The sequence below is a fragment of the Actinoplanes xinjiangensis genome (assembly GCF_003148685.1).
Taxonomy (GTDB): Bacteria; Actinomycetota; Actinomycetes; order Mycobacteriales; family Micromonosporaceae; genus Actinoplanes; species Actinoplanes xinjiangensis.
The window spans coordinates 294,464-313,787 of sequence record NZ_QGGR01000009.1 but is presented as its reverse complement, the minus strand read 5'-3'; the positions used below and the strand labels follow the sequence as shown (position 1 = coordinate 313,787).

General features: G+C 71.3%; 20 protein-coding genes and 1 riboswitch. Of the genes, 10 read left to right on the top strand and 10 right to left on the bottom strand.

The genetic code is table 11. From position 1 onward, the window contains the following. The first annotated feature begins 16 nt into the window (after positions 1-16). The 5 genes from BC793_RS22170 to BC793_RS22155 all read left to right on the top strand — a co-directional run bounded on the left by BC793_RS22170 (position 17) and on the right by BC793_RS22155 (position 3,429). Positions 17-1,021, top strand: a complete 1,005-nt coding sequence (locus BC793_RS22170; RefSeq protein WP_239170210.1) for a hypothetical protein — start codon at positions 17-19, stop codon at positions 1,019-1,021. 87 nt (positions 1,022-1,108) lie between these two features. Next, positions 1,109-1,897 carry an LmeA family phospholipid-binding protein gene (locus BC793_RS22165; RefSeq protein WP_249037386.1) on the top strand — a complete coding sequence of 263 codons (789 nt, stop codon included), beginning with the start codon at positions 1,109-1,111 and terminating at the stop codon, positions 1,895-1,897. A 69-nt stretch (positions 1,898-1,966) separates the two neighbouring features. After that, complete coding sequence (locus tag BC793_RS52700) at positions 1,967-2,044, top strand: Ms5788A family Cys-rich leader peptide (RefSeq protein ID WP_311772860.1); 78 nt, start codon at positions 1,967-1,969, stop codon at positions 2,042-2,044. Between the two features lie 186 nt (positions 2,045-2,230). After that, a complete protein-coding gene (locus tag BC793_RS22160; protein WP_109595150.1) occupies positions 2,231-3,079 on the top strand; it encodes a sulfurtransferase in 849 nt (282 codons plus the stop codon). 2 nt (positions 3,080-3,081) lie between these two features. After that, a complete protein-coding gene (locus tag BC793_RS22155; RefSeq protein ID WP_109595148.1) occupies positions 3,082-3,429 on the top strand; it encodes a DUF1416 domain-containing protein in 348 nt (115 codons plus the stop codon). A gap of 107 nt (positions 3,430-3,536) precedes the next feature. Here BC793_RS22155 and BC793_RS22150 read toward each other — a convergent pair whose 3' ends face one another. Then, positions 3,537-4,790 (bottom strand): AI-2E family transporter, encoded by a 1,254-nt coding sequence (locus BC793_RS22150; protein WP_109595146.1) that lies wholly within the window; start codon positions 4,788-4,790, stop codon positions 3,537-3,539. A 152-nt stretch (positions 4,791-4,942) separates the two neighbouring features. On the opposite strand from BC793_RS22150, the gene BC793_RS22145 reads away from it, so the two are divergent. After that, positions 4,943-5,239: a GroES family chaperonin gene (locus tag BC793_RS22145; protein WP_203896332.1), complete on the top strand. Its 297-nt coding sequence runs from the start codon at positions 4,943-4,945 to the stop codon at positions 5,237-5,239. 88 nt (positions 5,240-5,327) lie between these two features. On the opposite strand, the gene BC793_RS22140 is transcribed toward BC793_RS22145, so the two are convergent. Next, positions 5,328-6,827 carry a PrsW family intramembrane metalloprotease gene (locus BC793_RS22140; RefSeq protein ID WP_170167258.1) on the bottom strand — a complete coding sequence of 500 codons (1,500 nt, stop codon included), beginning with the start codon at positions 6,825-6,827 and terminating at the stop codon, positions 5,328-5,330. A 432-nt stretch (positions 6,828-7,259) separates the two neighbouring features. Continuing rightward, positions 7,260-8,396: an FUSC family protein gene (locus BC793_RS22135; RefSeq protein WP_109595141.1), complete on the bottom strand. Its 1,137-nt coding sequence runs from the start codon at positions 8,394-8,396 to the stop codon at positions 7,260-7,262. 29 nt (positions 8,397-8,425) lie between these two features. Here BC793_RS22135 and BC793_RS22130 point away from each other — a divergent pair, with 29 nt between their 5' ends. Beyond that, complete coding sequence (locus BC793_RS22130; RefSeq protein ID WP_109595139.1) at positions 8,426-9,064, top strand: HD domain-containing protein; 639 nt, start codon at positions 8,426-8,428, stop codon at positions 9,062-9,064. Here the strand turns inward: BC793_RS22130 and BC793_RS22125 are convergent. Genes BC793_RS22125 through BC793_RS22115 form a run of 3 tightly spaced genes read right to left on the bottom strand, consistent with a single transcriptional unit; the run spans position 9,036 to position 11,421 of the window. Then, positions 9,036-9,320 (bottom strand): DUF4031 domain-containing protein, encoded by a 285-nt coding sequence (locus BC793_RS22125; protein WP_109595137.1) that lies wholly within the window; start codon positions 9,318-9,320, stop codon positions 9,036-9,038. The genes BC793_RS22130 and BC793_RS22125 overlap by 29 nt on opposite strands. After that, on the bottom strand, positions 9,317-11,116 hold the full coding sequence (locus tag BC793_RS22120; RefSeq protein WP_109595135.1) for a glycerol-3-phosphate dehydrogenase/oxidase: 1,800 nt from the start codon (positions 11,114-11,116) through the stop codon (positions 9,317-9,319). The genes BC793_RS22125 and BC793_RS22120 overlap by 4 nt, the downstream gene beginning before the upstream one ends. Positions 11,117-11,169: 53 nt before the next feature. Beyond that, complete coding sequence (locus tag BC793_RS22115; RefSeq protein WP_109595133.1) at positions 11,170-11,421, bottom strand: hypothetical protein; 252 nt, start codon at positions 11,419-11,421, stop codon at positions 11,170-11,172. 366 nt (positions 11,422-11,787) lie between these two features. Between BC793_RS22115 and BC793_RS22110 the strand changes: the two genes are divergently transcribed. After that, positions 11,788-12,678, top strand: a complete 891-nt coding sequence (locus BC793_RS22110; protein WP_109595131.1) for an Ig-like domain-containing protein — start codon at positions 11,788-11,790, stop codon at positions 12,676-12,678. 78 nt (positions 12,679-12,756) lie between these two features. Here BC793_RS22110 and groL read toward each other — a convergent pair whose 3' ends face one another. Both groL and BC793_RS22100 read right to left on the bottom strand, forming a co-directional pair. Then, positions 12,757-14,379: a chaperonin GroEL gene (groL, locus tag BC793_RS22105; RefSeq protein WP_109595129.1), complete on the bottom strand. Its 1,623-nt coding sequence runs from the start codon at positions 14,377-14,379 to the stop codon at positions 12,757-12,759. A gap of 299 nt (positions 14,380-14,678) precedes the next feature. After that, complete coding sequence (locus BC793_RS22100; RefSeq protein ID WP_109595127.1) at positions 14,679-15,332, bottom strand: hypothetical protein; 654 nt, start codon at positions 15,330-15,332, stop codon at positions 14,679-14,681. Positions 15,333-15,466: 134 nt separating this feature from the next. Here BC793_RS22100 and BC793_RS22095 point away from each other — a divergent pair, with 134 nt between their 5' ends. Next, on the top strand, positions 15,467-15,970 hold the full coding sequence (locus BC793_RS22095) for a GNAT family N-acetyltransferase (RefSeq protein ID WP_109595125.1): 504 nt from the start codon (positions 15,467-15,469) through the stop codon (positions 15,968-15,970). Between the two features lie 23 nt (positions 15,971-15,993). Beyond that, entirely contained in the window at positions 15,994-16,464 is a 471-nt protein-coding gene (locus BC793_RS22090) for a hypothetical protein (protein ID WP_239170212.1), read from the top strand. A gap of 235 nt (positions 16,465-16,699) precedes the next feature. Here BC793_RS22090 and thrC read toward each other — a convergent pair whose 3' ends face one another. Both thrC and BC793_RS22080 read right to left on the bottom strand, forming a co-directional pair. Further along, complete coding sequence (thrC, locus tag BC793_RS22085; protein ID WP_109595121.1) at positions 16,700-17,983, bottom strand: threonine synthase; 1,284 nt, start codon at positions 17,981-17,983, stop codon at positions 16,700-16,702. Positions 17,984-17,992: 9 nt separating this feature from the next. Continuing rightward, positions 17,993-18,131: riboswitch (SAM riboswitch) on the bottom strand. Between the two features lie 274 nt (positions 18,132-18,405). Beyond that, positions 18,406-19,314 carry a GNAT family N-acetyltransferase gene (locus BC793_RS22080; RefSeq protein WP_239170213.1) on the bottom strand — a complete coding sequence of 303 codons (909 nt, stop codon included), beginning with the start codon at positions 19,312-19,314 and terminating at the stop codon, positions 18,406-18,408. Positions 19,315-19,324 lie beyond the last annotated feature (10 nt).

Here is a 19,324-nt window from a genome sequence, read left to right as displayed (position 1 = left end):
TGGCACGATCGCACTCGTGTTTCCCTCATTGCCGAACGACGACCCCTGGGACGCCGAGGCCTCTCAGCAGGTCGCCCGCTTGAACCCGGGGCGCCCCAAGGCCGGGTTCTACGGCGCCGTCCCCGAGGACGACGAGGAGAACTCGCCCCCCTCCGAATCCGAGGACGAGGAGGAGTTCGAGGAGATCCCGATCCTCCCGGTGCGGCCGAGACTGTCGGCCGCGATCGGCGGGTTCGCGGTGCTCCTCGCCATCGCGCTGATCGTCGGCAGTCATGTGACCGGGCCGGGCGCGCGGGTGTCGTACGCGATCGTGCTCTTCGGGGTGCAGTTGCTCGGTCTGCTCGCCTGGATCATGGCGTTGCAACCGCCGGCGGCGGGCGTGACCGCCGGCGTGGTCGCGGCGACCGCGCTGGGCGCCGACTACCTGGCGGTGACCGGCCGGCCCAGCGAGTTGCTGCCGCTGTTCTGGGCGGGTCTCGCCGGTTTCGCGGTGGCGATGATCGCCCAGGTGATCCTGGTCAAGGACCGCCAGCACGCCAAGGACTCCTGGCGGACCACGCTGCTCATCGTGTCCGGCACGGTCGCCTACGCCGTCCTGATCACGCTGGTCAAGGAGCCGCTCGGCGCGCCGGCGATCCTGATCTGCTGCACCGGTGCCGGGGTGACCCTGCTGGTCGCCCGGCTCACCGACGCGGTGTTCCCGAAACCACGGATCGCGTTGCAGGTGCCGCGTGGCGCGACCGGCATCGTGCTCGGCGCCATGCTGGGCACCCTCGCCTCGGCCGTGCTCGGCAGTTACATGGTGCTGCCGTTCGACCCGACGAAGGGCGCGGTGCTCGGTCTGATCGCCGCGGTCGCCGCGCAGCTGATCGATCTGGCGGTGAACTTCGGCGAGGCGGGCCGCCGGCTGGCCGGTGAGGCGCCGACGTTCTGGCTGGCCCGGCACATGCAGGGCCCGCTCGGCGGGTTCGCCCTGACCGCCGTCGCCACCTATCTGTCGGTGCACTGGTACCTCTCCTGACTCTTCCGCCCCGCCGAAGTCGTTTCGCTGAACCCTGGGCGCGGGCATGTACGTTCCTCAGGGCAGCCGGGTGATTCGGGAGGAACAGTGGCCGAGGTGTACGGATCGGAGCGTCCCCGCCGTCGCCGGGGGCGTGGACTGCGCATCGTCGTCCTGACGCTGCTCGTCTTCCTGATCGTCGGGGTCGTGGTGCTGGACCGTTTCAGCAACTCCTACGCCGAGAACGTCATCGCCGAGAAGGTGGCCACGGAGGTGGCGAACCAGAAGGCGGAGAGCAGCCGCCCGGTGGTGACCATCGCCGGTGTCCCGTTCCTCACCCAGGTGGTCGCCGGGAAGTATGAGGAGATCCAGATCGAGCTGCCGGACTTCAAGGCGCAGACCGGTACCGGTGAGACCATCCGGATGGACCTGCTGGACATCCGCGCCCGTGACGTGAAGGCACCGCTGAGCGCACTGCGGGGCCAGGGTGACGTGGTGGCCGGCTCGGTCACCGGGACCGGGACCATCGACTACCAGCTGCTCGCCGACGCGACCGGCCAGAAGGACCTGAAGCTGGCCGAGAAGGACGGCAAGCTGGTCGGTTCCGGGGTGCTGGCGATCACGCAGACCCAGGAGTTCCCGGTGTCCGCCTCGGCCGATCTCAAGGTCGCCGACGGCCGGGTGCAGGTGCGTTTCTCCGATGTGAGCACTCCGGGTCTGACGGTCAATCCGCTGATCCAGTCCCAGGTCGACGGATTCGTCCAGCAGATGGCCTTCGAGCTGGACGTGCCGAAGCTGCCGTTGAATCTGGTGATCCAGGAGCTGCAGCCGCTCCCGGAGGGCCTGCGGTTCACCTTCGGAGCGAGCGACGTCAACCTGGCCGCGGCCGGAGTGTGACGACCGTCCGATCCCGGATCGTGGTCGGACCTGTTCCGAGAGTTGGGCCCGCTGGTAGGGTCGTTTCTCATGAGCCTGTTGCTCACGAAAAGGCGCGCGGTCGACCTGTGCCGCGTGGCCGCGTGCCTGTGTCGTCCCGTCATCTGACGGGGCCACCTCGTGCTGAGCACCTTCTGAAGCTCTAGCTAAGCCCAGGGCACTTTCTGCCCGGCAGTGGCGCCGTCGCACAGCAGCCCGTGATCCCACCCACCGATGGGTCCGCGCGGAGTGCGACATCTTGCTCTCTCCGTGCGCTGACTCTCCCTCCACCCACCTTCCACAGGGAGTGAACCGATGAGTCGCGACACCGCACTCGTCTCGGCCGATTGGGCCGAGCAGAACCTGGAGACCCCGGGCCTCGTCTTCGTCGAGGTCGACGAGGACACCACCGCCTACGACGGCGGCCACATCCCCGGCGCCATCAAGCTGGACTGGAAGAAGGACCTGCAGGACCCGGTCCGCCGTGACTTCGTCAACCAGGAGCAGTTCGAGGCGCTGCTGTCCGAGCGCGGTATCTCCAACGACGACACCGTGATCCTGTACGGCGGCAACAACAACTGGTTCGCGGCGTACGCGTACTGGTACTTCAAGCTGTACGGCCACGAGCAGGTCCGGCTGATCGACGGCGGCCGCAAGAAGTGGGAACTGGACGCCCGCCCGTACTCCAAGGACGTACCGGTCCGCGAGAAGACCTCCTACACCGCCAAGGCTCCGAACCTGGAGATCCGCGCGTTCCGTGACGAGGTCGTCCAGGCCATCGGCGTGAAGAACCTGGTCGACGTGCGCAGCCCCGACGAGTTCGCCGGCCGCCTGCTCGCGCCGGCGCACCTGCCCCAGGAGCAGTCGCAGCGGGGTGGCCACATCCCGACCGCGATCAGCGTGCCGTGGAGCAAGGCCGCCAACGAGGACGGCACCTTCAAGTCCGACGAGGAACTCGCCAAGATCTACGGTGAGGCCGGCCTCGACGGCAGCAAGGACACCATCGCCTACTGCCGCATCGGCGAGCGCTCCTCGCACACCTGGTTCGTGCTGAAGGAACTCCTCGGCCACGAGAACGTGAAGAACTACGACGGTTCGTGGACCGAGTACGGATCGCTCATCGGCGTGCCGATCGCCCTCGGCGACGAGCCCGGAAAGGCCTGATCATGACTTCTCCCGCAACGAACGTCGCAGCGAACGTGGCCGCCGGCTGCGCCGCCCCGGACCAGTCCGCGTCCCTCCCCAGCAGCGTGGACCTGGCCAAGGAGACGGTGATCACCGGCATCGTGCGCAACGCGGACGGTGAGGTCGTCGGCGGTGCCTACGTGCGCCTGCTGGACGGCTCCGGCGAGTTCACCGCCGAGGTGGTGTCCTCTCCCGAGGGTGTGTTCCGCTTCTTCGCGGCACCCGGCTCCTGGACCGTGCGGGCGCTGAGCCGGCACGGCAACGGCGAGCTGGTCGTCGACGCCGACCGCGGCGTCAACGAGATCGCGCTCGACGTGGCGACCGTCTGACCCACGCTCTGTTGAGAAGAAGGGGACCCCGTCGGGGTCCCCTTCTTCAGCTGGTCGTCACCGCTGTCTCCGGGGCCCGGAGACAGCGGTGAGAACCAGCTGGAACCTCACGGCCCGCCGGTGGTCACGACCTCCGCATGCGGTGGCACCTCCGGCCGCCGCCGGGACAGCCGCCGGACCGCGGTGTTCAGAACGGCGATCAACGGTACGGCCACCAGCGCCCCGATGATCCCGGCCAGCACCACGCCGCACGCGATCCCGATGATCACCGCGAGCGGGTGCACCGACACCGCCCGGCCCATGATCAGCGGCTGGAGCACGTGCCCCTCGATCTGCTGGACCAGGATGACGGCGCCCAGTGTGATCAGCGCGATCACCCAGCCCTCGTCGACCAGCGCCACCAGCACGGCCACCGCCCCGGACACGCTGGCACCCACGATCGGCACGAACGCGCCCAGGAACACCAGTGCGGCCAGCGGGAACGCGAACTCCACCTCCAGCACCACCAGCGCCATGCCGATGCCGACCGCGTCGATGAAGGCGACCAGCACGGTGGCCCGCACGTAGGCACCCAGGGTGCGCCAGCCCGCGTCCCCGGCGTCGGCCAGCGACCAGCGCGCGTTCACCGGGAACAGCCGCACGATGAACCGCCAGATGGTCCGCCCGTCGCGCAGGAAGAAGAAGGTCGCGAAGATCACCAGCAGCATCCCGGTGACCAGCTCGGCGATGGTCGCGACGGTCGCGATGCCGGTGGACGTCAGCGCCGCCGTGTTCGAGTTCACCCACTCCTGCGCCGTGGAGATGCCCTGGGCCACCTGGTCGTTGGAGAGGTGCAGGGGGCCCGTCTTGGCCCACGTCTGGATCTGATTGACACCGGCCGCGGCGTTCTCCGTCAGCTTCGGCACACCCGCGATGAACTCGTTCACCACCAGGGTCAACGTGCCCACCAGCAGGCCGACCCCCGTCACCAGCACCAGGAAGGTGGCCAGCGAGCGGGGCAGGCGCAGCCGGAGCAGCCAGCCCACCGCCGGGCCGAACAGCGCCGACAACAGCAGCGCGATGGCCAGCGGGACGACCACGATGCTGACCATGCCGATCAGGCGCAGCAGGGCCCAGCCGATCACCCCGACCACGATCAGCCGCCAGCTCCAGGCCGCGGCGATACGTAACGGCTGTGGCACGTCCGCGTCGTCCCGGCTGTTCGTCGACGCGTGCACGATCTCGGGTTCCGTTCGGGGCGGGAGGAACTCGTCATACCGATCGGCTTCCGCCGGACGATCGGCCCGAGCCTGCCGCACCGACTGCCGGCCGGCCTCGTAGGCCCGGGCCAGGTTGTCCCGGACCCGTTGGAAGCGGTTCAAACCGCGTACCCCCCTCGACCTCGAATGCGCAATGGTCACGCTAGTACCCGGACGCCCGCGGCGCCTTACCCGGCGACGGCGATGACAGGCGGCGGCGTACCGTCTGCAACGTGAGTGCCGACACCCGTACCGAGACCGGATTGCCGATCCGGATGCTGCACGACCGCGTCCTCGTCCGTCAGGACGGCGGCGAGGGCGAACGGCGGTCGACCGCCGGCATCGTGATCCCGGCCACCGCCTCGATGGGCCGCCGTCTGTCCTGGGCCACCGCGGTCGGCGTCGGGCCCAGCGTCCGGTCGATCGTGGTCGGCGACCGCGTCCTCTTCGATCCGGACGACCGTTCCGAGGTGGAGCTGCACGGCAAGGAGTACGTCCTGCTGCGCGAACGCGACGTGCACGCGGTCGCGGCCGACCGGGTCGAGTCGGACGGCACCGGCCTCTACCTCTGACACCGCCCGGCCACCGCCGCGGCAGCCGGTCTGCTCACCACTGCCGCGACAGCGGGCTCGATGACCAGCGCCGCGGCAGCCGGTCTGCTCACCACTGCCGGGGCGGGGGTGCGAACGGCGGCGGGCCGCCATACGGGCCCCCGTAAGGCCCGCCGTAGAGCGGCGGCGGAGGAGGCGGCAGGACGATCGGCACCGGCATCACCGGCTCCGGCGGCGGCGCGACGGTACGCACCACGCCGTCCGGGAAGGTGATCCGGTAGTGCTGCCCGTCCCACCACGACGGCGGCGTCTGTGGGTCGCGGCCGGCGAACGCGGACCGGTACTCGGTGATCGCCACCAGCAGCTCCCGCTCCTCGCCGAGTGCCCGCTGCATGTCCACCGGTGTCCGCGGCAGGCCACGCTCCATGCCGTCGCGGATCAGGGCGAGCCGGGTCGCGGCGAACTGGAAGGCACGCATCGCCCGGTGCCCGACCGGACCGGCCACCCGGCGCGCCCACTCGCGGGCGGCGTGCCGGCGGCCCAGCGTGCCGAGCGCGGCCACCTCGGCGGGTGCGAACCAGCCGGCCTCCACATACCGGTACAGCACCCGCTCGGCGAGCCGGCCCTCCCAGCTGCGCAGCGCGATGGCCAGGCCCACCACGGCGAAGAAGAACGGGACCATGAAGCCGAGGTACCCGTACAGCATGATCATGGTTTCGCCGGTGGCCCCGGCCAGTGTGGGCAGCAGGTTGAAGATGCCGTGCAGCATCATCGCCAGGAGCAGGCCGGCGACCGGGGCGAGCCATCGGACCGTCCGGTTGCCGGAGCGCGCCGCGATACCCAGGCCGATCCCGGCCATCGAGGTGAAGAGCGGGTGCGCGAAGCCGGTGAAGAGGATCCGCACGATGAAGATCAGGAAGACGTTCTGCAGGCCGGTCGCCGGGCCGTACTCCGACTCGCCCGCCGCGTAGCCGTGCCCGCCCAGGTAGAGCACGTTCTCCACCATGGCGAACCCGAGCGCGGAGAGACCGCAGTAGACGATGCCGTCGGTCATGCCGGACCACGCGGTGCGCCGCCACAGGAAGAGCAGGAGAGGGCCGAGCACCTTCATCGACTCCTCGATGAAGGGCGCCACCAGCACCGCGACCAGGGCGTCCGGCAGGCCGGCCCGGTCGAACAGCCAGGCCGACCCGGTGTTGACCACCAGGGCCACGGCGGTCGCGATCGCGGCACCCCAGGCGAAGCAGAAGACCAGATACTTCGTCGGCTCCGGCTCGTAGCGGTCCAGCCAGACGAAGGCGCTGGCGAGCAGCGGCACCGGCAGGATGGCCGCGGTCAGGCCGATTGCCAGGCCGGTGATGCCGATCCGGTAGCCGAGGTAGGTGAGCATGCCGATGGCCACCAGCGCGATCACCACCATCGCCACGGTCATCGGCAGCCAGCGGCGCCATCCGGTGGGGCGGCCCGGGACGGCGGCCTTCGCCGCGTGGTCAGCTCCGGGGTACGGCGGGACCGGCTCCGGGCCGGGTGACAGCTGAACCGGCGTGAGCTGTGCCTGCTCGGGCAGCCGGAAATGCGCGACGGGGGGCGACGAAAACTGCGCCGGCATTCCGGGCGGCGCTGACGCGGGCGGCGCCGACGACGGCGGCGCTGAAGCAGGCGGCGCAGACGCGGGGGGTGCCGACGCGGGCGGCGGCGCGAACTGCGTCTGACCCGGCGGCGGGTAGGAAGACTGAGCCGGCGGGTAGAAAGGCGGCGGGTACGACGGCTGGGCCGGTGACGAGGGCCGGATCAGCGGCTGGCCGAAGACCGGCGGCTCGAAGGCCAGCGAGGCCGGAGGTTCGGGCGCGGCCGGGAACCGGGTTTCGGCCGGAGTGTCGGCGGCCGGAGGCTCGGGGGCGGCCGGGGACCCGGGCGCAGCCGGAGGGACGGACTGCGGGCGGTCGGCGGGATCGGGCGTTCCGCTCGGCGAGACATCGGCCATGCCCGCCAGCGTAGTCACCGTATCCGTGCCGGACCGGCCCGAGGAGCGCGAAACCGATCACGACGGCATCGATCCGGACCGGCCCGGCTTCCGGCGGGCCCCGTGCGGCCGCCCCCGCCAGCCGATGGCGTCGCGTACCTGCCGGGTCGCCTCGGCGTATTCGATCCCGGTCGCGCGCAGCAGGTCGGCCACCGTGGTGCGGGTCTGCGCCACCACCACCCCACCGGAGTAGCCGACCCCGGCCTGGTAGGCGCGCCCCGACTCGGCGACCGCCCGCAGCGCCTGTTCCCGCGCGGTGACCGGCTCGTCGCCGCGATCCCACTCCTGGCGCAGCAGCTCGATCGCGTCGCCGAGGTGCCGGACCGAGACCGGCAGGACGTCGGGGATCGGTTCCCGGTCCTCGATCGCCGTCTGTGCCCGCCGCAGCAGCACCCGGACGTTACGCAGCGCGTAGGTGAGCTGGGCGGCACCCTCCACGTACTGGGCGAGGGCGCCCCGGGCCCGCCACCGGGCCGGCGCGAACGCCACGTTCTCCCGGGCGGCCTCGATCGCCGCGCTGAACGCCGCGAACGTCCCCTCGGCGGCCCGCAGCCGTTCCACTGCGGCCCGCACCACCTCGGCGTCCGCGTCGGCCAGTCCGGCTGCCGCGTCGTACAGCCCGCCGGTGAAGGCCCGCAGTGCCGGGTCGGCCGCCCGGCGGACCACGGTGAGCGGGTTCAGCGGCAGCAGCACGGTCATCACGACGAGGGCGATCCCGCCGCCCACCAGCGCGTCCAGGAAGCGGGTCCAGGGCTGACCGGTGGCCGAGGTCAGGGTGGCGACCAGCACGGCCGAGGAGGCGGACTGCACGATCAGTGCCGCCCCACCGCCGGCCACGGTGGCCAGCAGTACCGCGAGCAGCACGATCAGGCCGATCTGGAGGGGGCCGGCGCCGATCAGCAGGATGATCACGTCGCCGAGGCCGATCCCGGCGGCGACCCCGATGACCAGCTCGGTGGTGCGCCTGAGCCGCTGCCCCACCGAGGAGCCGAGGGCGATCACCGCGGCGATCGGCGCGAAGAACGGCATCTCGCGGCCGAACAGGTCGTGCGCCAGGAACCAGGCCAGACCGGCGGCGAGACCGGCCTGCACGGCGAGCATCAGTCCGGCCCGGCCCCGGGACAGCGCGGCGGTCACCCGGTTCCGACCGATCATGACCTGAATCTACGTGCCAGGATGCGGAGGTGACATCTCTGCCCGAAGCTTTCCGCACGGCCGCCCGCGGCGCCGGTGCCACCGCGGCCGACGCGGACCTGGACGCCGCCGCGCAGTACCTGCTGGGCCGCTGGTCCGAGCCGCAGCGCCACTACCACGATGTGACCCACCTCGCGTCGGTGCTCGAGGTGATCGATCGCTTCGCTCACCTCACCCCCCACCCCGATCGGGTACGCCTGGCCGCCTGGCTGCACGACGCCGTCTACGACCCGCGTGCCCTGGGTGACGCGAACGAGCGGGACAGTGCCGAGTTCGCGGCCGGTCTGTTGCAGAGCCTGGGCGCCCCGGACGAGGTGTCCGCCGAGGTGGCCCGCCTGGTGAGCCTGACCGCCGGGCACGCGACCGGGGACGACGACCCGGACGGCGAGCTGCTCTGCGACGCGGACCTGTCGATCCTGGCCGCCGACCCGGAGCGTTACGCCCGCTACGCCGAGGCGATCCGCCGCGAGTACGCGCACGTTCCCGACGACGCGTTCCGCGGTGGCCGCTCCCGGGTCCTCACCGAGCTGCTGAACCTGCCGTCGATCTACCGGCTGGCGCCGATCCACGAGGAGTGGGAGGAACGCGCCCGCGCCAACCTCAAGGCCGAGCTGGCGGAGCTGGCCTGACCAGATGCTTGGGGCGGCGCAGGCCGGAGGCCCGGAGGCGGGCGGTCAGGTCCCGGGACCGCAGCAGGGTGGCACCGAGCCACAACGCGCTGCGGAACCGGGTCTCCGGGATGTCGTAGTGGTCGCGATCGAACCCTCGCCGGGGCACGCCCAGCATCTCCGCGAAGGCGTGCAACTCGGCGTAGGAGACGTCGCTGACCAGGTGCGACCACAGGTGGCCGCGCCCCGGCCAGCGAGGCTCGTCGACGAGGATCAAAGCTCGATCTCGAGCAACGGCATCCTCCGGTCGGCGGCCAGCCCGCGCACGTCCGGCACGCCGATCCGGGCGGCGTCGGCGGTCGCGTCGTCCGGCATGGTCTGGGACTGCCGTTCGGCGGTGACCCGGGCCAGGTAGTGCTCGACCTCCTTCTGCCGGACGGTCGCGTCCCACCCGAGGGCCTCACCCATGATCTCGGCGGCGTGCACGGCCGACTCGGCGCCGCGGTGTGCGGTCTCGATCGAGATCCGGGTACGCCGGGTGAGCACGTCGTCCAGGTGCAGGGCCCCCTCGGCGAGCGCCGCGTACGCCACCTCGGCCGACAGGTACTCCGGGGCACCGGCGAGCGGGACGGCCAGTTCGGGCTGGGCGGCCACCATCGCCAGCAGGTGGACGGTCAGCGTCCCGTACCGCTCCAGGAGATGCTCGACGACGCCCGCCGTGACGCCGTGCCGCCGGGCGATGTCCTGCCGGTCGCGCCAGGCGGCGGCGAAGCCGTCCGCGCCCAGGAGGGGCAGCTGGTCGGTACGCGACGGCCGGGCCGGACCACCCAGGCGGCGGACCGCACGATCGATGACGTCGGCCGCCATCACCCGGTACGTCGTGTACTTACCGCCCGCCACCAGCATGAGCCCGAGCATCGGCTCGACCACCGCGTGCTCACGGGACAGCTTGGAGGTGGAGTCGGCCTCACCGGAGAGCAGCGGGCGCAGCCCGGCGTAGACGCCCTCGATGTCGTCGGTGGTGAGCGGCCGGTCCAGCACCGCGTTGACCTGGTCCAGCAGGTAGCGGATGTCCCGGGCGGAGGCCGCCGGGTGGGCGCGGTCGAGCTGCCAGTCGGTGTCGGTGGTGCCGATGATCCAGTGGCCGCCCCACGGGATGACGAAGAGCACCGAGGTCGCCGTCCGCAGGATCAGGCCGGCCTCGCCGGTGATCGCCGAGCGGGGCACCACGAGGTGCACCCCCTTGGAGGCGCGGACCCGGAAGCCGGGGCGCACCCCGACGTCGGTGAGCATCTGCGACATGTCGTCGCTCCACACACCGGTCGCGGCGACGACGGTGCGTGCCCGTACCTCGAAAGGCTCCTGATCGGGCGCCTCCAGGTCGCGCACCCGGACGCCGACCACCTGGCGGGCCTCGCGGAGAAAACCGACCACGCGGGCGCTGGTGGCGACGGCCGCACCGAGGCTGGCCGCGGTCCGGGCCAGGTTGACCACGAGGCGGGCGTCGTCGACCTGGCCGTCGAAGTAGCGGATCGCGCCGGCGATCCGGTCGGCGCGCAGGCTCGGGAAGAGGTGCCGGGCGCCGTCCCGGGTCAGGTGGCGGTGCAGCGGCATGCCCCGGCCGGAGCCGAAGACCCCGGCGAACACGTCGTAGGCGGCCACCCCGAGCCCGTAGTAGCCACGCTGCCAGGCCCGTTTCGGCAGGCCGGCACTGGGCAGGGGCACCAGGATCGGCACCGGGCGCACCAGGTGCGGCGCGAGGCGGGTGGCCAGCAGGCCGCGCTCGGTCAGCGCCTCGTGCACCAGATGCAGCTCGAGCTGCTCCAGGTAGCGCAGACCGCCGTGGATCAGCTTGCTGGACCGGCTGGACGTGCCGGCGGCGAAGTCACGGGCCTCGACCAGGGCCACCTTGAGGCCCCGGGACGCGGCGTCGACGGCCGCGCCGGCACCGGTGACGCCACCACCGATCACCAGGACGTCGAACTGCTCGTCACGTAACCGCCGCAGGTCGGCGGTGCGACGGATCGGAGAGAGCCGGCCGGCCGAGTTACGGGAGACGGAGGGATCACGCACCCGTCCCACGTTAGCGCTTCAGCCGTTCACCCCGGCGGGGGAAATCCCGGCGGCTAGCGTGAGGTGGTGCGGGGACGGCTGCTCGGCATCCTGCTCCTTGTCCTGGCCGTGCTGGTCACGGCGGTGCCGCGGGGCCCGGCCGCGGCGGCGATCGTCACACCGTTCGCCGCGCGGTTCGACGTGAACGCGAACGGCGCGATCATGCTCCGTGGCAACGCCAGCCTGACCTGCCCGATCGGAGCCGGGACCTGCGCGAACGCCCGCAACGGCACCGGTTCGGCAGCCACCGAGGAGCTGAACGACAACGGCTACGCGATGGTGTACACCGACACCGACGGGGACCCGGCGACCTTCAACGACAGCACCGCGACGGTGGCCACGCCGTCCGGCAGCAGCGTCCTCTTCGCCGGTCTCTACTGGGGCGCCGACCCTCGCGCGGGCAGCAGCGGCGCCGCCGCACCCACCCCGGCGGACAAGGGCAGGATCCTCTTCCGTACGCCGTCCGCGCCCACCTGGACCCCGATCGTCTCGACCGATCTGCTGACGATCTCCCCGACCGGCGCCTTCCAGGGCTTCGCCGACGTGACCGCAGGGCCGGGTTCCAGGGCGTCGACGCGATCGGCTACACGATCGGGGACCCGGCGCGGGCCACCTCGTCGGCCGTCCTCACCGTGCTGGTCCGCAACGCCCCGCCGGTCGCCGTGGACGACGTCTTCGCCGCGCAGGAGGCCACCGCCACGATCCTGGACGTGCTCGCCAACGACCACGACCCGAACACCGGGCAGCCTCTCACGGTCACCGAGGTCCGTACGTCCGGGAACGGCACGGCGATCATCGACACCGGCGGCACCATCACGTACGTCTCCCGGCCGGGCGTGTCGTCGGACTCGTTCACCTATACGGTCGGCGACGACATGGGCCGTACCGACACCGCCTCGGTGACCGTCCACGTCTACCGGCCGTCCCCTGCCGGGCCGACGTCCCCATCGGTCACCGTCCCGGTCTCGTCTCCGCCCGTTTCGCCGTCACCCGGCCTGCCGTCACCCGGGCCGCCGTCGCCCGCCGGTCCCCCGCCCACGTCTGATTCACCGAGGCCCTCGTCTCCGGCACCGAACCGGCCGCCCCTGGTGACGGGTGACCTGACAGCGGTGACCGCGGGAGAGGAGGTGACGCTGTGGCCGGCGGGCAACGACACGGATCCGGACGGCTACGACCTCACCCTCGTCAGCGTCGGCCGGCCGGCGCACGGGAGGGTCCACACCCGTCCAGGGCCGGGCATCGTGGCCGCCGCCGGGGAGGGCGCCGGTGCGGTCACCTACGTTCCCGACCGCGGTTACGCCGGCGTCGACCGGTTCACCTACACGATCACCGACGGGCGGGGCGGCACCGCGACCGGAACGATCACGGTTCAGGTGACCGCGGCCCGGCCGGAGCCGCCCGACCTGCCGGTGAGCGGCCCGGACGGCGACTCCATCGCACGGGTGGGTGCTCTGGTCGTACTCACCGGGGTGTTTCTGCGATGGCTGACCGACGCCCGGCCTGGACGGCACCGCCGGCGATGAGCGACGGAGACGCCGAACGGGCGGGCCGCTTCCGCGACCCGCCCGTTCGTCAGGTATCACCTGGTACTACTCATGGACTCAGAAGTCCATGTCACCGCCGCCCGGGGCGCCGGCCGGAGCCGGGTTCTTCTCGGGCTTGTCGGCCACGACGGCCTCGGTGGTGAGGAACAGCGCGGCGATCGACGCGGCGTTCTGCAGCGCCGAACGGGTGACCTTGGCCGGGTCGATGATGCCCGCGGCCAGCAGGTCGACGTACTCGCCGGTCGCGGCGTTGAGGCCCCAACCCGCTTCCAGGTTGCGCACCTTCTCGACCACGACGCCGCCCTCGAGGCCGGCGTTCACGGCGATCTGACGCAGCGGGGCGTCGAGCGCGACCTTGACGATGTTGGCACCGGTGGCCTCGTCGCCCGACAGGTCCAGCTTGTCGAACGCGGTCTTGCCGGCCTGCACCAGCGCGACGCCACCACCGGGGACGATGCCCTCCTCGACGGCCGCCTTCGCGTTACGAACGGCGTCCTCGATGCGGTGCTTGCGCTCCTTGAGCTCGACCTCGGTGGCCGCGCCGACCTTGATCACCGCAACGCCGCCGGCCAGCTTGGCCAGACGCTCCTGCAGCTTCTCACGGTCGTAGTCGGAGTCCGAGCGCTCGATCTCGGCGCGGATCTGGTTGACCCGGCCCTGGATCTGCTCGGCGTTGCCGGCACCGTCGACGATGGTGGTCTCGTCCTTGGTGATGACGACCTTGCGGGCCTGGCCCAGCAGGGACAGGTCGGCGGCGTCCAGCTTGAGGCCGACCTCTTCGCTGATGACGGCACCACCGGTGAGGGTGGCGATGTCCTCCAGCATGGCCTTGCGGCGGTCACCGAAGCCGGGGGCCTTGACGGCGACCGACTTGAAGGTGCCACGGACCTTGTTCACGACCAGGGTGGCCAGGGCCTCGCCCTCGACGTCCTCGGCGATGATCACGAGGGGCTTGCCGCCCTGCATGACCTTCTCCAGGATCGGGAGCAGGTCCTTCACCGCGGAGATCTTGCTGTTCGCGATGAGGATGTAGGGGTCGTCGAAGACGGCCTCCATGCGCTCGGCGTCGGTCATGAAGTACGCCGAGATGTAGCCCTTGTCGAAGCGCATGCCCTCGGTGAGCTCCAGCTCGAGCCCGAAGGTGTTGCTCTCCTCGACGGTGATGACGCCTTCCTTGCCGACCTTGTCCATGGCCTCGGCGATGATCTCGCCGACCGTGGAGTCACCGGCCGAGATGGAGGCGGTGGAGGCGATCTGCTCCTTGGTCTCCACGTCCTTGGCGAGCTGCGAGAGCGCCTCGGAGACGCTGGCGACGGCAGCCTCGATGCCCCGCTTCAGGCCGAGCGGGTTGGCACCGGCGGCCACGTTGCGCAGGCCCTCACGGACCAGGGCCTGGGCCAGGACGGTCGCGGTCGTCGTACCGTCACCGGCGACGTCGTCCGTCTTCTTGGCGACCTCCTTGACCAGCTCGGCGCCGATCTTCTCGAAGGTGCCCTCGAGCTCGATCTCCTTGGCGATGGATACACCATCGTTGGTGATCGTGGGAGCGCCCCACTTCTTCTCGAGGACGACGTTGCGACCCTTCGGGCCGAGCGTCACCTTCACGGCGTCGGCGAGCTGGTTCATGCCGCTCTCGAGGCCCCGACGAGCCTCCTCGTCAAATGCGATGATCTTGGCCATACGGCGTTGTCCTCCCGGACATCCGCGGTGCCGGGCCTCGTCGGCCCCGCTCTCCGCACGTTGAGGAAGTCTGTGGACGTCACCACCTGGCGATGTGACGTCCTCAGGCCGAGCCGGATAGCCCGCGACGACCGGCTCCGTGCCCCGATGCCGATGGCAGCACCGCGACCGGAACCCCACCGTCCCGACCTGCTGGCACTCAGCATGCGCGAGTGCCAATCACTTGTTTAGCACTCTCCGATGGCGAGTGCAAGAAACCCCATCTTCCCGCGAAACCCCGAAAGGGGCCGCCGTTTCGCCTAAGGATCTTGACGGCCCTGCTCAGCGGGGGTGCGAGCCGGGCTTTCGGCCCCCGGACGCGACGTGACGAGCGCCGCAACCGACCAGCCGACGATGCCGGCCGCCCCCAGGACCATGGGCACCCACGGGATCGGCACCCGGGCCACCGCGAGGAGGAACACCGGCAGCGCCACGGAGGCCGCCAGAAGCGCGACCGGACCCCGTTCGCCCCCCGCCGCCGGGAACAGCCCGCCGGCGAGCAGACCCAGGACCACCAGCTTCACCGCCTGCGCCAGGACGGCCACGAGCACCAGCCACCCGCCGGTGCCACCGGCCACGCCACCGACCAGGAGGGCCGCCAGCCAGACCAGAACACTGAGCACCCACAGCGCCAGCACCCGGCCCACCGTCACCCGGCGTCCCGACAGCACGGCGACCACGGTCAGAGCGCCCACCGTCGGCAGCTCCAACAGCGCCAGGCCCAGCGGCTGGACCAGGCTGAGCAGAAGCCCACCGGTCTCCATGGCCCGGTCCAGCAGCACGCTCCAGAAGGTCGTGGGGCCGATCTGGAGCAGGAACACCGCGAGCACCGTCGCGGCCAGGGCCCACGGGCGGCCACGCACCAGGCGGACGCCGGCGAGCGGTTCGGCGACCGGGCGAACTTCGTTCTTCATCGGCGCATCATGCGGTAAGACCGATGCGGGCGGTATCCGGCTCCCGCTCCCCGCCGGATCCTCCCGCAGGCCGGTCACACGGCTTGCCGACAACCAGGTTGCCGGGCGGGTACGGCGGCGGTAGGGATGGACGCATGGAGAACTGGGACGTACGGCGGGTGACCCCGGACGACGCCGGGCGCATGCGGGCGCTCCGCCTGGAGATGCTGGCGGACAGTCCGCTGGCGTTCCTGGAGACCCTGGCGCAGGCCGCGGCACGACCGCACGAGAGCTACCGGCAGCGGATCCGGCAGTCGTCGGAGGGGCCGGACACCGCGCAGTTCATCGTCGACCCGGGTGGGCCGCTGCTCGGGCACGCCGGCGGGACCACGGTGCCCGGCGAGCCGGGCTGCACGGTCATCTTCGCGGTCTACCTGACCCCCGCCCACCGGGGCGGCAAGATGCTCGGCCAACTCGTCGAAGCGGTCGCCGACTGGTCCGCGGCGGCCGGGCGTGACGAGTTGCTGCTCGAGGTGGTCTGCGGCAACGACCGGGCCGTCCGGGCGTACGAGAAGCTGGGTTTCACCGACACCGGGGTGCGCCTGCCGCACCCGACCGTCCGCGCCCTCACCGAGTTGCAGATGCGCCGGCGGGTCTGACGATGGCCGGGCGCGGGTGGCACGTGACGCGGACGGCGCTGACCGCGGTGAACGGGACGACCCTGGTCGGGCTGCTGGTGGCCCTCGGCACCGGCACGAGGCTCCGGCGCGGGCGCCACGGGGTGCTGATCGCCGAGAACTTCCGGTTCCGGATGCCGGCCGGTTCGTGCTTCACGGTCGGCTCGGTGATCATCACGAACCGCTCCGCCGAGTGGCTGCTCGCCGAGGAACGGGCCCGGCTGTTCGCTCACGAATGCCGGCACGTCGGTCAGTACGCGTTCTTCGGCCCGCTGTTCTGGCCCGCCTACTGGGTCGCGTGTGGCTGGTCGATCGCGCTGACCACGTCCTACGGGGTGCGCAACTGGTTCGAACGGAACGCGGGCCTGGCCGACGGGCACTACCCGCTGGAGCTGCCGCTGCGACCCTGGGCCGTCAGGCTGCTGCGAAAGGAAGTTGGTCGGGAGGACGGACGCACAGCGCCTCCGGGCACGTAGCCGTTTGGGTCAGCGCTGGATCGTTGGGAACCTCGGAGATTGTCGCCAAGCTCTAGTGAGGGGCCTCGTACGGCGTCGCGTCCTCCCGCAGAGAGCATCCTGCCCATCCGGAGATCGGAGTGCAAGTCCTCGGAGGAGGTAATTCTGACAACCGGCTGATCACCCGTGACGGTCAGTGAGAGTTGGTCACGAATTGGTGACCTTCGCCCCTCCGCTCGGGCGACCCGCAACGGGGTCAGCCGAGCAGGCCGGCCTCCCGGGCGCCGCGCAGCGACGGCTTGATCGTGTGCGTCGGTCCAACCTGGCCGGCCACCGCGTCGATCGTCTTCAGGCCCTCGCCGGTGTTGTAGACGACCGTCTCCTTGGTGGGGTCGAGCCTGCCGCTCGCCACCAGCTTCTTGAGCACCGCCACGGTGGTGCCGCCGGCGGTCTCGGCGAAGATGCCGGTCGTCTCGGCCAGCAGCCGGATGCCGTCGCGGATCTCGTCGTCGTTCGCGTAGTCCATCCAGCCACCGGTACGGCGGACGGCCTCGATCGCGTACGGCCCGGCGGCCGGGTCGCCGATGTTGAGCGACTTGGCGATGCCGGTCGGCTTCACCGGCTGGATCACGTCGGTGTCGGCGTGCAGGGCGACCGCGATCGGGTTGCAGCCCTCCGACTGCGCGCCGAAGACGGTCCAGCCGCCCTCCGGGGCCTCGGCCAGTCCGATCTCGACCAGCTCGGAGAACGCCTTGTCCACCTTGGTGAGCAGTTCACCGGAGGCCATCGGGATGACCACCTGGGCCGGGATGCGCCAGCCGAGCTGCTCGGCCACCTCGTACCCCAGCGTCTTGGAGCCCTCGGCGTAGAACGGGCGGACGTTCACGTTCACGAACGCGGTGTCCTCGAACTCGTCGGTCTCCACGAGCTCGCTGCACAGCCGGTTCACGTCGTCGTAGGAGCCCTCGATGGCGACCAGGTCACCGCCGTACACCGCGGTCGTGATGATCTTGCCGGGTTCCAGGTCGGCCGGGATGAAGACGATGCTCGGCACACCGGCACGGGCCGCGTGGGCGGCGACCGAGTTGGCCAGGTTGCCGGTCGAGGCGCAGGAGAACCGGTTGAAGCCCAGCTCCTTGGCGGCGGTCAGAGCCACCGAGACGACCCGGTCCTTGAACGAGTGGGTCGGGTTCTGCGAGTCGTCCTTGACGTAGAGCGGCGCCTCGATGCCGAGCGCGGCGGCCAGCTGCGGGGCGGCGACCAGCGGGGTCAGGCCCGGGTCGAGGGTCACCCGGGTCGCCGGGTCCTGGCCGGCGGGCAGCAGCGCCGCATAACGCCAGATGTTCTGCGGGCCCGCCTCGATCTGGGCCCGGGTCACCCGCGCGAGCGCCGCCTCGTCGTAGGCGACCTCGAGCGGGCCGAAACACTCGTAACAGGCGTGCTGCGCGGCGAGCGGGTACTCGGTGCCACAGGCGCGGCAGATCAGGCCGCGAGCGGGCGAGGCGGAGGTGGCAGCGGGCGCGTCGACGACAGACGTCATTAGAGTTTCCTCTCATCTTTCCCCGCGGCGACCTGCCGAAACGGGGACGGAATTAGCACCTGCCACGCGCGGCTCGTCATCGAGAATCGCTGCGCGGTGGTTGCCGGGGCTTCGTCGGGCCGTATCCCTCTGCCCCTCTGGATGAGGTATTCAGTTGTTTCCCACACCTTACGACGAGATGCCGCGAACGCCACACGTAGTTCCCGAGGTGTGAGCGACCTCCTTCCCACCCGGCTGGCTCCCACCGCTGTCTCAGGAGCCCTGAGACAGCGGCCAGAACCAGCCGAACCCTCGCGGCTGGCCGCCACCGCTGCCTCACGGACGCTGAGACAGCGGTGAGAGCCAGCCGGGCCTTCGTGGCTGGCCGCCACCGCTGTCTCAGGGGCCGTGAGACAGCGGTGAGAGCCAGCTGGGGTTGATCTTCAGAGGGTGGCCAGGCAGGAGAACTGGCTTGCCACCGGGCGGTAGCCGAGACGCTCGTTGACCGCGAGCATCGGCGCGTTCTCCTCGTCGTTGCTGGTGTAGGCGGTACGCACACCCGACGCCGCGGCCCGGCGCAGCGCCGCGGTCTTCACCAGGCGGGCCAGCCCGCGACCGCGATGCCCGGGGACGGTGGCGGTCATGTCCGACCAGATCCGGTCGCCGTCGCGCAGCACCATCGAGAACGACACGATCTCCCCGCCGGCCACGGCCGCGGTGCTGGCGTCCCGGTCCAGTCCCGGCTCCTCCAGGGTCTCGTAGCGCCACAGCGGGTACGGCGTCGGCTGCGGCGGGGTATCACCGGGCTCGTCGGTCGCGGCCGCCACGTCAGCCGCGTAGAGGGCCTGCTCCGTGACCTCCCGCAGCCGGACCAGCTGGATCCCGGGCGGCGCCGGCACCCACGTCCGGTCTCCGAAACCGGTCAGGTCCAGGGCCGAGAAGCGCATCTCCCGGGACTTCTCGAACCCGTGGGCGCCGGCGAACTTCACCGACTCGGGTCTCACCCAGGTGGCGACCCGCCGGACTCCGACGGCCCTCAGGTGATCGACGGCCTCGGCGAGCAGCGCGGTTCCGACACCCCGGCCACGATGGTCCGGATGCACATGCAGCCCGATCCGCCCGAATGCGGGATCCGCCGAGCGGACGTCCCGGAGCGCCGAGACGTTGCCGACGATCGCGCCGTCGCGTTCGGCCAGCAGGAAGATCCGCTCCTCCCCGGGTGGCGGCGAGGCGAACATGCGCCGGGTGGAGGCCTCGCCGCGGACCAGGTACGGGTACACCGAGGCGCGGAGGGCGACCGCCGCGGCGGCATCGTCGGGGCGGGCGGGGCGGATCGAGAAGTCAGCCGTCACGCGGCCATGC

Excerpts from the sequence above, each read along its gene's own strand:
- BC793_RS52700 (WP_311772860.1), top strand. The coding sequence starts at position 1,967 with ATGAGCCTGTTGCTCACGAAAAGGCGCGCGGTCGACCTGTGCCGCGTG.
- BC793_RS22160 (WP_109595150.1), top strand. The coding sequence starts at position 2,231 with ATGAGTCGCGACACCGCACTCGTCTCGGCCGATTGGGCCGAGCAGAAC.
- BC793_RS22155 (WP_109595148.1), top strand. The coding sequence starts at position 3,082 with ATGACTTCTCCCGCAACGAACGTCGCAGCGAACGTGGCCGCCGGCTGC.
- BC793_RS22145 (WP_203896332.1), top strand. The coding sequence starts at position 4,943 with ATGCTGCACGACCGCGTCCTCGTCCGTCAGGACGGCGGCGAGGGCGAA.
- BC793_RS22140 (WP_170167258.1), bottom strand. The coding sequence starts at position 6,827 with ATGCCGGCGCAGTTTTCGTCGCCCCCCGTCGCGCATTTCCGGCTGCCC.
- BC793_RS22135 (WP_109595141.1), bottom strand. The coding sequence starts at position 8,396 with ATGATCGGTCGGAACCGGGTGACCGCCGCGCTGTCCCGGGGCCGGGCC.
- groL (WP_109595129.1), bottom strand. The coding sequence starts at position 14,379 with ATGGCCAAGATCATCGCATTTGACGAGGAGGCTCGTCGGGGCCTCGAG.
- BC793_RS22100 (WP_109595127.1), bottom strand. The coding sequence starts at position 15,332 with ATGAAGAACGAAGTTCGCCCGGTCGCCGAACCGCTCGCCGGCGTCCGC.
- BC793_RS22095 (WP_109595125.1), top strand. The coding sequence starts at position 15,467 with ATGGAGAACTGGGACGTACGGCGGGTGACCCCGGACGACGCCGGGCGC.
- thrC (WP_109595121.1), bottom strand. The coding sequence starts at position 17,983 with ATGACGTCTGTCGTCGACGCGCCCGCTGCCACCTCCGCCTCGCCCGCT.